Below are 12373 nucleotides of genomic sequence, written 5' to 3' on the forward strand. Positions count from 1 at the left end.
AAGTACCATCAATGACAAAACCACCGCTGCTTGTTACCTGCGGGCTCCCGTACACAAACGGGCCCTGCCACCTCGGGCACCTGCGAACGTACGTCCCTGCCGACTGCTACGTCCGCTACATGCGGCGGACCGGTGAAGAGGTTGTGTTTGTCTCCGGGTCGGACAACCACGGGACACCTATCGTAGTCTCGGCAGAGGAGCAGGGGACCACCCCCCGGGCACTCTCCGAGCAGTACCACCGGCACTTCGATGAGACCTTCAGGCGGATGGGGGTATCCTTCGATCATTTCGGCATGACTGATGACCCGGCCTGCCACCACAGGACACAGGATATTGTCCAGCGCCTGGTGGACAACGGTTACGTGTACAAGCAGGTCGTCAACCAGGCCTACTGCCCGAAATGCAAGCGGTTCCTTCCCGACCGGTACGTGGAGGGGATCTGCCCCTACTGCGGCAAGCAGGCACGGGGAGACGAGTGCGACCAGGGGTGCGGCAAACACCTTGAGCCCGGTGAGATCAAGGATCCGGTCTGCAAGATCTGCGGGACAAAAGCGGAGTTCCGCAACCAGGAGCATTACTTCTTAAAGCTCTCCGCATTCAGGGATTACCTCCTCCCCTTCCTCGACAATCTCAAGGGCACGAGCAATGCGAGGAACTATGCCATCGGCTGGATCAAGGACGAACTGCATGACTGGTGCATTACCCGGACACTCGAATGGGGGGTGAAGTTCCCCGGCAGGGACGATCTCGTAGTCTATGTCTGGGTCGATGCTCCGATCGGCTATATCGCGTTTACCGAAGAGTGGGCCAAAGAAAACGGCAGGGACTGGAAGCGGTACTGGTGCAAAGATAACCGGGTAACGCACTTTATCGGTGGTGACATCATTTACCACCACTGCATATTCTGGCCGGGGCTCTTAAAAGGCGCAGGATACGGGGAACCGTATGCAGTGGTGGCAAGCGGGATGGTCAAAGTGGATGACCATAAGTTCTCAAAGTCGCGCGGGTACGTGGTCTGGACAAACGATGATTATCTCGACAAGGGACTCCCCGCCGATTGCCTGAGGTATTACCTGCTCGCCTACACAAGCCACACAAAAGAACTCAATTTTTCCTGGAAGGTCTTTGGCGAGCGGATCAACAACGAAGTGGTCAATATCCTTGGGAACTTCCTGTACCGCACGCTCTTTTTTGCGCACAAGGAGTTCGGCGGTGTCCCCGGTGGCAGTGTCGATCCGGCAATCCTTGCAGAGATTGAGAAGTGCCAAAAGAGCGTGGATGACCAGATGCAGGCCTACGAATTCAAGGGTGCCGTCGATACTGTCATGGGGCTTGCAGCATTCGGGAACACCTACATCCAGACCAATGCACCGTGGAAACTGATCAAGACCGACCGGGCTGCGGCAGCACAGGTCATCAAAAATGGCATCCAGATCGCAAAGGCACTTTGTCTCCTTATTGAACCGGTGATGCCGGTAAAAGCTCAGGAGTGCTGGGCACAGCTTGGCTATATCGACAGGGTCGCCGCCCACCGGGTTGATGAGGGAGTGGTGATCGTGCCCGAACGGCAGATCCCGGCCCCGGCCCCGCTCTTTGCCCGGCTCGAAGAAAAGCAGATCGCAGAGCTGGATGCTGTCCTCCAGCAGCGTGTCCGCGATGCAGACAAAAAAACGGAGAAGACACCGATGATATCGATAGAAGACTTCAGTAAAGTCGAGATAAAAACCGGAAAAGTGCTCGCAGCAGAATCCATCCCAAAATCGAGCAAGCTCTTGAAACTCCAGGTGGATATCGGCGGTGAGACCCGGCAGATCGTGAGCGGGATAGCCGCATTCTACAAACCCGACGAACTGGTTGGTAAGGACGTAATCGTGCTTACCAACCTTGCACCGGCAAAGATCTTCGGCGTTGAGAGCAATGGTATGATCCTTGCAGCCGGGGATGCGGCCTCTTTGCTTACTCCCTTAAAACCGGTGGAGCCGGGAACAAAGATACGATAAACCGGCCTGTCATCCTTTTTTCTGGCATCCCTCCTTTTAACGGCAGAACTTGGTCCTCCCCTTAGGGGCTCACCCGGGCCGAGCCGGTAAATGTCGGGGGTATCTCTCCCTAATTTCTTTCCCTGAACCGTCCTTTGGGTACGACAAGTTCAAAGCGGATACCTTCTCCTGTCCCCCCGGTCTCGGTGATGGCGATTCCGGTAAATCCGAGCAGCTCGCGTATCAAAAAGAGGCTGACCATATCATCGTGGCTGTACCCGAATTCAAAGATCCTCTCCTTCTCATGGGCCGGGATGCCCGGGCTGTCGTCTTCATAGACAAGAACAAGGGAATCGTTGCTCCTGCGGGCGGTCATACGGATAGCCGAGAGAACCGGGCCCCCGCGCCGGAAAGAGAGCGAAAGGAGGCTAAAGAAGATCCTTGGGAGGAGCGGATCGGCAAAGATCTCGATCTTCCCCACACTGGTGCTGATATCTGCCGTATGTTCGGGCAGCATCTGTATGGCCTCGGCAAATGCCTGGTTCACGGATTGCCACCGGGGCGCGATAACGCCGGGGTTCTGGAGCGCCCGTTCGTATGCGATCTGGTTCTTGATGGATTCCACCGAGCCAATCGTCTTATCAAAGAACATCTGCATGGCCTCGTGGGTGGTCTTGAGCTGGGCACGCTCGAGATACGTAATGATGATTGCGAGCTGGTCGAGAATATCGCTCCGGGTAATAGAGAAGATCAGGTCCCGCTTCAGCGTTACTGCCTCGTCAGTTACATCTTCTGCTATCCCAAGCATATACCGCACGGAACGTTTTGAATCGTAGATCGGGACGATGATGATATGGATCAGGCGTTCTCCCCGCGATTTCGAATGGATCTTTCTGTACTTGATCTCCACCCGTGATGCAAGGGCGCCGGTCTCCTCTTTTTTAATCTGCTCCGCCACTGCCGCAGAGAAGATCTCGGCATCGGTCTTCCCGATCATATCCTTTGCCGGGCGTTCGAAGATCTCTTCGCTTGCCCGGTTCCAGAATGTATAGGTCCCGGTATCTGTCTCCTTGAGGAAGATCCCCACCGGCATCTGGTCGATAAGGTCCCGGTGGAAGATCTCCTCGTCGTTGAGCCGGGCTGTAGCGGACTTGAGCGAATCCACCATGGTATTGATGCTCTTTTCCAGGATCACGAACTCCCGTGCGTCTGTTGTCCCGATGCGGTGGTCAAAGTCCCCGTTTGCGATGATATCCGCATCATGTGCTATTTTCTCTATCGGGCGGGTCATCCTGCGTGACAGTAAAAAAGCAAGGCAGCATCCAATTCCGAGGGCGCATCCTCCAAAGAGGAGGTGGAAAAGAACGAGGTGGTTGAGGTCATTCCGGACGCGCCCGGTATCGTACGTGAGCACAACCACCCTGCTCATATCGGAGCCGTACTGGGGGTTATTCAGATCGACAAAGAGGTACCGTGTCTCGGTATGGTTGGCCGCATCGTCCGTTTCAATAGTTGACCTGCTGGTAATTGCCTGCTGGATATATGATTCGGTGACCGTGTCCGGCAAGCTGTCATCGGCAGTACTATGTCCCGTCGTATCAAAGACCTGGTACTGACTGATGAACGGATTAAAGGACACAAACCTGGCAATGTTATCCCGGTCATCAAGCCTGAGGTTGGTTGTGTTAAAATCAGGGGGCGAGTACCCCAGCTCCAGGATATACTGGTGATCCGGCGTTGCCTCGTAGGCATATTTCATGAACCTGCCGTCAGGGATCTCGCGGACCACCCGATCCGGGAAAAAACCCTGTGACATACGGACTTTTGTCAGGTACGCATAAAAATAGGGAATGCTCTGGAAGTCCACACCCTGCTCAGCAGGATATGTGGTATAAACGATCACCCCGGATTCGTTGATGATATAGATATCGTATCCCTCTCCGAGCGCAGCCTGGACTCTGGTGAGGTTCATGGTTTGCGGGTTCTCACCGGATCGGTTGTATTCTGTAAAGAGAACCGCAAATCCGGCTTTCATCTGCGTGTTGAGCTGATCGTCGAGGACGGTAGTAGCCGAGTCGTCCAGCCGTAATGCAGCGCCGATGGTGTCCTCCGTCTGGTTTTGCAGGTTTGAAAATTCCGCATCTGTGCTGGTTTTGAGACTAAAATAGTCGTAAATGGTCATGATGGTGACCAGGACAACGACAATGAGGACCATAGTGACCAGAAGTGACCGGGAGAACGAGTGATTGTTTCCAGGATCTGGTCTCTGTTCCTTCATGTAGCATCACGGGATAACAGGAACGGCACTCGTTAACGAGCGCACTTTTATGAATCGCTCAGATGATGACATAAAGATACGTAAATGATCTTCTAAAAAAAAACATTTTCAGGGGAGTACTACTCTCCTGCAAATTCTCTTTTGCAAGACCTGGTGACATCCCTTGGGTAGTCGGGTATGACAACGGGGAACGCAGGTAGAGGTACTGCCTTACTTATTGCAGCGCCTCATTCATTGCAGCCCGGACCTGCTCGTTTTTCTCTTCTGCAAGGGCCGCACGGATCGCTGTGTGGACTTTCGTTCCCCCGATCGCAGCAAGCGCCCGTGTCGTCATCGTCCTCACAAAGGGGTTCTCGTCCTTTAAGAGGATAATGAGCGGATCCACGGCATCGGAGTCTCCCACCACGGCCAGCCCTTTTGCTGCCATGTATCGCACGTGATCGCGGTTGTCATGGAGTCCCCGGAGAAGGGGTTTTACGGCTTTTTCATCGGCAAGCTTCCCCAGTGCCTCAGCCGCACGGTAACGTGTCTCCCATTTGGGATCTTTCATTGACTCGGTAAGAGGTTCGACTGCAGCTTTCCCTGTTGCAACAAGTGCAAGCATCGCCTGCTCGCGTACGGATTTGTCGTCATCTCCCAGCGCGGCGATCAGGGGCATGATGCTCCCGGGGGTCTTTGACCTTCCCAGCAGATATGCAGCATATCTCCTGACAGCCGGGTCGGTATCGTCCCGCAGGGTTGTTATCAGGACCACAATTCCCTGGCGCTCGAGATCCTCTGCCCCTTCAGGGACCGGGGGCTTGCTCGCATCGGTCATGGAGTTCACAGCACCATTTTGATCCTGACAATTTAAATATCGTTTTCTTTGGGAAATGATCATCCCGAACAAAAAAGGAAAATTTCCTGTTTTTTGAATCGTTGGGGCCGGCCGGAGAACCTACTGTTTCTGTGCCGGTTTTTCGCCATGACAGAGTTCTCTGCAAAAAAAGAAGGGGCCGGACCCCACCTTATACCGATGTGGTGACCGTTACCGTACCATATGAAGCGCTTGTGGAGTTCGAAACAAGCTTTGCGCCATTATTGTAGATCCCCACCGTCAGAGCGTGGGTTACGGTATCGTCTGTTTTCTGGAATGTCGCGCTGACCGGTCCGGTGACATTATCGATCTCATACACCTTGTTTCCGGAATTAGAAATGCTGGTGGTATTTCCATTCGCAGTGTACGATCCCTTGAAGCCGCCGATATAACTGACACTTACCGCAACACCGGTAGACGGGATGTCGGCCGGTGTCGCTGTTGCCACAACAACTGCCGTACCCGTACCTGCTGATGACGCCGATGCAGCAGCGGTGGTCGTGGTTGCAATGGCTGGGGTTGTTTGCGTTGTACTGCTCGTTGAGGCGCTGCCCGAACTGTGGAAACTTAAGATTCCAAGTTTAGGAAGAACCACTACTCCGGCAACCGCGATAATAAGGATGATCACAATGATACCTGCCGCAAGGAAGATCTTTTTCGTGTTCCGGGGTTTTTTTAAGGGTGGCGGAACTGCCGTTGACATTGATGAGGGGACAAGCGGCGTAGGTTGCATATCCTTTGGGGAGAAGAGTCTGGGGCTCTGCCGTTTCCGCTCATCCGTATACTGGGGGGCAGGGTTTGCCTGGGCCGGTGGGACCGGGACAGTCCGCCGGGGGGGTAACGGTGCCGGCGGTGCACGCGGAGATGCTTCCGGATCATATTCTGGTCCGGGCGGGGCCTCGCGGTACTGTGGCTGGGCCGGGCGGGGGACGGCTCCCGGCTGCATGGCCGGGGGTGGCGGAGAGACCGGGACCGGGGGAATCTCCCGGGCCGGTGTGATCTGTGCGCCGCACTTGTTGCAGAACCCCGAACCTTCCGGCACTTTTGTCCCGCAATGCGTGCAGTACGTACCAAGAATGGATTCTGCTGCAGGTTCAGGCTGAGGAGTGGTGTTCCATTGTTCCGGTGAATCCGGCCTGACCGTCAGGGGGATCCGGGAGTTGTCCGCAGGTGAGGGGACCGGACGCCTGCCTTTTAGTGCCTGTCCTGCACCCGGCGATTCGATACCCGGGATGACCTTTCTCATTACCTGCTCAAAGGAGGGGGTGAGATATGCCCGGATCTGGCGGATCCACTCATCCCGCTCTTCTGCCCGGTTTCCCCCGCCTTCCCGGGAGAAGGTCAGGACCATCTGCCGCACGCCGCCCGTTTTTGTGATCACGCCCATGGACAGGGTGAGATCCCGGATCGCGTTTTCCCCGGGCTCAATGGACTGGATCGTAGCAATCGGGATCTCCTTTGGCGGCAGGAGGTTTTTTAACCGGTCAACAAGGATAATGCGTTTGTTGGTGAGGATTGCCTCAAACGAGATCGACTTGACATGAACGCCCTGCGTCCGCAGCAGGATCTCTTCGTCTCCCTGTAGTTCTGGATCAGCCATGTGCCTCTCCCTCCTTTTTATACGTTCAACCGTGTGATGTCTGCCGAGAAAAAGATATTTGTCGGAATCTGCGTTCCGGAGAGGGAAATCCGGGAGAAAAACGGCAGTTCGTTTTCCTGCCGGGTATCCCCGGATATGCAACAACGACCCGCATACCTATGGATCTGTCCGCCGATTCGCCGGCCGGGAAGGATTATTATCTCGCAATTGTCAATCGTACGGTATGTACGCCGGATACGGTATCCTTTGTTGCCTGTGTGTGGCAGCACTCATGGGTTCCGGCTGCCTCTCGGCCCTTTTTTCCTCTCCTTCGGTACCGGAACCTGCCTCTACTACCGTTCCAACTCCTGTCCCGACAACCGTGAACCCGGCATCAACTGTTCCGGTATCGCAGATGGCCCTCCAGCCCACAGACCTGCCCTCCGGTTATATCCTCAGGGACCGATCCGATATCAGTTATCTTGAGACGGACCAGATAGAGCGGAACCTGGGCTGGAAAGCCGGGTACAAAGTTACGTACTACCACCTGGATCTGCAGCAATACGATATGACCACGATTTCACAGGAGATCGATCTCTATACTCCTATAACCATGAACACCGTGTTCAATGTCCGTAAAGACAGCATTACCGGACAGGGTACAGGAAGTTCCCCGATCTATGAACTGCCCTGTCCCAGCATGGGGGACCATACTTTTGCCTATCGTACAGGGGATTCATCGGATCCGTACTCCTACACGTCGTATTCGATCCTGTTTACCAGGAAGGACGTGTTCGAGGAGATTAACATGAGCGGGACAACCACGGATTTCGAACTGCTCAAATCCCTGGCCCAGACCGCATCGGACAGGATCCAGTAGGGTGTGAAGGAAGTGGCTTTTTTGGGGTACAACGCATGAGTCGCATCCCGCATCCGTTAAAGTACGCTACGGGGGTATTTCCCTGACTTTTTCCTGCCGGCAGTGCGGTACCTGCTGCATGTACCTGGGCGATTACATTGTTATCGAAGAGCAGACCGGGCCGTTTGCATTTGCCTGCGAATCCGTGTCCACCGGAACGAAATTTACCGCATCTGTTGATGAGGACAAACGGGAGATCTTCCAGGACAAATCTTTTCCCGACAGCCATCCCCATGCCTGCCGGTTCCTCCGTCCTGACGGCCCCCTCCTGCGGTGCACAATCCACCGCGACAGCCCGGCCCAGTGCAAGTTTTACCGCTGTGTGATTATGCGGATCGCGGACCATGAGGGAAACGAGCTTGGCACGGTAACCGGGACCCTCCATCTCCATTCAGACGATCGCAGATTAGGTTCTGTCTGGGAAGAGGCAGAAACGGCAATACCGGAATCTTCTCCCAAGGCAGAAGAGCGCCGCCGGGAGTACCTTACCGGACACGGGTACCGGGTTTCCTGAAAAGAACGGACACCTGCGGGGACCTTCTGCCCGGCGGGATCCCTCCTGATCCGGCGACAGTGGGTACGAGGAAAATCCCGGTAGTATTTATGGCACCGGTGCGAATACGGATTATATGGATGTTGAGGAATATGCCCGTGTTCACCTCGCAGCGGGCGAGGATGAGGCATCTGTTGTACAACACCTGGCCGGGCTTATCTCCGGGATAAAACACTCCCGGCCGGAATATACTGCGGCCTTTGCCCGGGCTGTGGTCGAAGAGGTTAACCACACAAAAGGCCTCTCCGGCGATTTTTTTGCATTTGAACCGGCAGGGGCAAAAATGGGGGAGTTCGGTGTGGGCTCCCGGGGGAAAGGCGACTTTTTTGCCCACCGCCAGATCGCCCGCATTATCGGCAAGACCTCCGCATCAGTCGGCGTGGACGAGATGGATGATGCCGGGGCAGTAAAGGCCGGCGGGGACTATATTGTCTGCACGGTTGACGGGATGCACTCCCGGCTCTCCGATTACCCGTTCCTTGCCGGGTTCCACGTGACCCGGGCGACCCTGCGTGACCTGTACGTGATGGGGGCAAAGCCGGTGATGCTCTTTTCCGATATCCATGTGGCCGATGACGGGGATGTGGCAAAGATCTTCGATTACACTGCCGGGATCACGACCGTGGGCGAGGCAATGGACGTGCCGCTCGTGACCGGCTCCACGCTGCGGATCGGCGGGGATATGGTGCTTGGCAGCCGGCTCACCGGCTGCGTGGGATGTGTGGGTGTGGCCCGGCACCTGACCGCAAGGAAGTCCACGCAACCCGGTGATGCGATCCTGATGACCGAGGGGGCAGGAGGCGGGACGATTGCAACTGCCGCCATCTACTCCGGCTTCCCTGATGTCGTGGAAGAGACGATCAACCTCAATTTCCTTACCACCTGCGAGGCGCTGATAAAAAGCCCGGTCTTTGATAAGATCCACGCGATGACCGATGTTACCAACGGCGGCCTCCGCGGCGATATTTTCGAGATGACCGAGACTGCAAAATGCCGGATGGTGGTACGGGAAGAGGATGCAAAGGCCCTTGTCAATCCCCGGGTGCAGAAGATGCTCGATGCCCTTCAGATAGACTTCCTCGGCGTCTCGCTTGACGCCCTGCTCATTGTCGCACCCCAGGCGGATGCACCAGAGATTATCCGGACGATCCATGCAACCGGTGTGGAGTGCCGCGAGATCGGGTACGTGGAGAAAGGAAAACCGGAATCTGTGCTGGTCAGTGACGGTAAAGAGGCCGACTTCCAGCCCCGGTTCCGGGAATCGGCCTACACACCGGTAAAAAAGGTGGTTGATACCGATGTCCCGGCATTTGAGGAGATGCAAAAAGGCGTCCTCAAGGCATCTGAGGCGGCCATTGCCAAGAAGCAGCGGGTACTCGACCGGCTCAAAAAGAAAAAGTGAGCATCCCGTGGCTCTGCCCGTTTAAGATCGTAGCCTCCCTAAGGGAACCTTTCACTGTTTTACAAAAAGCCCGGTCCGGATTTTTTTTAAAACAGGAGCCCCCCTCATCCCGGTCATCGCCCGGCATGAGCGGGTGGTCTTTGTCGCAGGTACAGGTGATACCCGGATTTGTGTATCTCTAAAAAAAACCGGCACGCGGGTGACCTTTGGGGGCGGAGAATCAGATCTCCCCGGTAAGGATCCGGTAGAACTCTTCTGCGGCGTTCCGCTCGACCCAGGGACGGTGGCCGCATTTGGGCAGGAGGACAAACCGGAAATTTTTGAGTTCCTTTTCCAGCGGGACTTCAACGCCTTCTGCCGGGTGAGGATCGTAATCGCCGTGGATTGCAAGCACCGGGCAGGTGATCTCCCGTGCCATATGGAGAAGGCCTTTTTTGCGGCGAAGCTCGCAGGCCTCGTCCCAGACGCCCCGGTACACCTCGTACTGGCAGGCAAACGATTTTTCATCGTTTGCCTGGGGGGCAAAACTGTCTGCACGGGAGATCAGGTCTCCCATCCGTGCAAGCAGGACATTCCTGTCCGGGCCCCCAGTTCCCGGCCCGGGATCTTCCATCTGCGCCTGGATCTCCTGTACTTCCTTACGGTCTCCCGGATTCAGGCGTTCGAGGCGGGTCCGGGTGATTGCTGCGGCATACTGGTCGTCAAAGGGAGGAGAACCCACGAGGATTACCTTTCCCACCAGTGCCGGGTACCGTGCAGCAACCATCCATGAAAGATATGCCCCCCAGGAAAAACCCACCAGCGTGACCGGCAGCCGGGCATCACGTTCCAGGACCGAACGGAGTTCCCGGACCTGGCCCTCAAGAGTGGTCTCGGTCTGGAAGGGTTCAAGGATACCCTTGACCGTGGAGAGCTCCCGTGCCACCGGTGCCATCTCGCCCGGCGCGCCCGGTCCGCCGTGGATGACCGCGACCGAGTACGGGCCTGCTCCCCATTTCCGAACCGGGCTGCTCATACAGGTATCTGGTTATTCCTTCCCTTATAAAGTGTTCATGGTTTAGGAAAAGAGATAGTAGTGTGGCTTCCCATTTCAGGTGCCTTATTTGTTATTCCCTGCAAGCGTGGAGAGCTGGATACGCTGGCACTTCCCGGTTACAGGCAGGCTTCGATCTCGTTTAGTATCCGGTCGGCCACGATCCTCCCGATGCGGGTGAGTTTCCCGTTCACGAGCACCAGCGGGATCGGCGGGTAATCTTTTTCCAGGATTCCCCGGATATGATCCGGGACCTTCTCGTCGATCAGGGTCAGCTTCATTTCAACCCGGTCCCCGTAGGTTTCCTGGATCCGGCTTTTGAGTGCGTCAAAGGCCGGCGCCAGTTTCCCCGAAGGATAACACGCCGACAACCCGCAGGTGCGGTTTTCATCGCAGGGAAACGGCGAACAGGACGAGTATTTCAGGCCAACAATCTCGACAAGAATCGTGTCGCTCATACTGCTAGGTTGGTGCGGACGGTTTTTTAGGATTGTGATGAGGCACCGGGTCCCGGGGAGTGATGTGAGTGAATGGGGAAGGGAACCATGCCGGATCCGGGCAGAGGGGGGTAGTCTCCCTTCACATGAGATCAAGAGGGTCCGGCTTTTTTTTGTGCGGACCCCTGGATGGGGGGGAGGGGGGTACTTTCGATCCGCGAATCGTGAAAGGGACTCCCCATTCAGATCACGGTAAGGGGGTCCTCCTGATCATTGAGTAAAGAGAGACCTCCGATCCCCTCTCGCCTGACATTTCAGTGGAAACAGGGGTTTTGAAACTGAAACCGGCACAGGGGGTCCCCTTTAGGATCGGGTCAAGGGGGTCCGGCTTATTTTTTGCGAGACCCCCGGATGGGGGGGGAGGGAGGTGATCGATTTTTTTACAAGGGGGGTGGGCGGCCGGGTTTTTTTCCGGAATGGCGGGGTGACCGATCATGGTGACAGGTTGGGGTGCCCTGTCAGCAGATTAGGGAGGCAGGGAAAAAGACTGATGAAGGGCCGGCAATAATACTAAAACAATTACGGATTACAAAAGGGCTGGATTCAATCTTATGGCGGCACGCAAGATCAAAAAAGAAATCCGGGAGTCCATCGTTACGATACTCAGGAAGTACGATGCTGAGCGGATCGCCATCTTTGGGTCCTTTGCCCGGGGTGAAGCCGGCAAAAAAAGCGATATCGATATCCTTGTCCGGTTTGCACAGCCAAAAAGCCTCATCCAGCTTGTCCAGATCGAGGATGAAATAGCAAAAGCAGTTAAGACGCCGGTCGATCTTGTCACAGAAAAATCGGTCAGTCCGTACCTTTCCTCCTCCATCCACCGTGATGAAGTGGTGATCTATGGATGAGACCGGAAGATCCTGATATCCCCTCCAAAATACGCCCGTAAAACCGTCTGTTTTGGTTCGTGTGGAAAAGAAGCTATTAAATCGATTTATTTGCGAAAATACGCCCAATTTATACCCCATATAATGCCCATTAGCAGGCCATAGCGGCCTTTTTTCGGCCTCTTTTTCCGGGAATGAACAAATGCCCGTTTGAGATGAGATCAGGGCTGGAAAGGGCCTTTATGAGGCTCATTAAAATCGTCCGTTTGCCGAAATACGGCCAATATGAGCTTATTTTTGGCTGGCCGGAAACGGGGCGCGTATAGGGCTCCGATTGGATCCGATTGGGTACGGAAAAGGGTAATCCGGGCTCAATCTGGGCCCGGATTGGGGTAAGTGATTCAGGATGATTTGGGGGGGTGGGGGTATACCCTGCTCATGGTCAAGGCG

Annotated in this window: 10 protein-coding genes; 5 read left to right on the plus strand and 5 right to left on the minus strand. The window is 55.4% G+C overall.

All coding sequences use genetic code 11. The features are described from left to right. Positions 1-11 precede the first annotated feature (11 nt). Complete coding sequence (gene metG, locus MBOO_RS04290; RefSeq protein ID WP_012106362.1) at positions 12-2000, plus strand: methionine--tRNA ligase; 1989 nt, start codon at positions 12-14, stop codon at positions 1998-2000. A 109-nt stretch (positions 2001-2109) separates the two neighbouring features. On the opposite strand, the gene MBOO_RS04295 is transcribed toward metG, so the two are convergent. The 3 genes from MBOO_RS04295 to MBOO_RS04305 form a co-directional block, all read right to left on the minus strand. Next, positions 2110-4257 (minus strand): PAS domain-containing protein, encoded by a 2148-nt coding sequence (locus tag MBOO_RS04295; protein ID WP_012106363.1) that lies wholly within the window; start codon positions 4255-4257, stop codon positions 2110-2112. A gap of 214 nt (positions 4258-4471) precedes the next feature. Beyond that, on the minus strand, positions 4472-5074 hold the full coding sequence (locus MBOO_RS04300; RefSeq protein WP_012106364.1) for a HEAT repeat domain-containing protein: 603 nt from the start codon (positions 5072-5074) through the stop codon (positions 4472-4474). A 190-nt stretch (positions 5075-5264) separates the two neighbouring features. Continuing rightward, positions 5265-6713, minus strand: coding sequence for a zinc ribbon domain-containing protein (locus MBOO_RS04305; RefSeq protein ID WP_012106365.1), 1449 nt, complete (start codon positions 6711-6713; stop codon positions 5265-5267). A gap of 223 nt (positions 6714-6936) precedes the next feature. On the opposite strand from MBOO_RS04305, the gene MBOO_RS04315 reads away from it, so the two are divergent. From MBOO_RS04315 to MBOO_RS04325, 3 genes are all read left to right on the plus strand, one after another. Next, positions 6937-7572, plus strand: coding sequence for a hypothetical protein (locus tag MBOO_RS04315; RefSeq protein ID WP_012106366.1), 636 nt, complete (start codon positions 6937-6939; stop codon positions 7570-7572). An 82-nt stretch (positions 7573-7654) separates the two neighbouring features. Next, positions 7655-8125: a YkgJ family cysteine cluster protein gene (locus tag MBOO_RS04320; RefSeq protein ID WP_157677733.1), complete on the plus strand. Its 471-nt coding sequence runs from the start codon at positions 7655-7657 to the stop codon at positions 8123-8125. A 115-nt stretch (positions 8126-8240) separates the two neighbouring features. Beyond that, positions 8241-9566, plus strand: a complete 1326-nt coding sequence (locus MBOO_RS04325) for an AIR synthase-related protein (RefSeq protein WP_012106368.1) — start codon at positions 8241-8243, stop codon at positions 9564-9566. A gap of 220 nt (positions 9567-9786) precedes the next feature. Here the strand turns inward: MBOO_RS04325 and MBOO_RS04330 are convergent, their stop codons facing one another. After that, positions 9787-10581 (minus strand): alpha/beta fold hydrolase, encoded by a 795-nt coding sequence (locus tag MBOO_RS04330; protein WP_012106369.1) that lies wholly within the window; start codon positions 10579-10581, stop codon positions 9787-9789. A gap of 137 nt (positions 10582-10718) precedes the next feature. Beyond that, the gene (locus tag MBOO_RS04335) at positions 10719-11057 is read right to left on the minus strand and encodes a hypothetical protein (RefSeq protein ID WP_012106370.1); all 339 of its coding nucleotides are present in this window, start codon (positions 11055-11057) and stop codon (positions 10719-10721) included. A 590-nt stretch (positions 11058-11647) separates the two neighbouring features. On the opposite strand from MBOO_RS04335, the gene mntA reads away from it, so the two are divergent. Then, positions 11648-11944 (plus strand): type VII toxin-antitoxin system MntA family adenylyltransferase antitoxin, encoded by a 297-nt coding sequence (mntA, locus tag MBOO_RS04345; protein WP_012106371.1) that lies wholly within the window; start codon positions 11648-11650, stop codon positions 11942-11944. Positions 11945-12373: the final 429 nt, after the last annotated feature.

Origin of the sequence: Methanoregula boonei 6A8, assembly GCF_000017625.1 — an archaeon.
Classification (GTDB): domain Archaea; phylum Halobacteriota; class Methanomicrobia; order Methanomicrobiales; family Methanospirillaceae; genus Methanoregula; species Methanoregula boonei.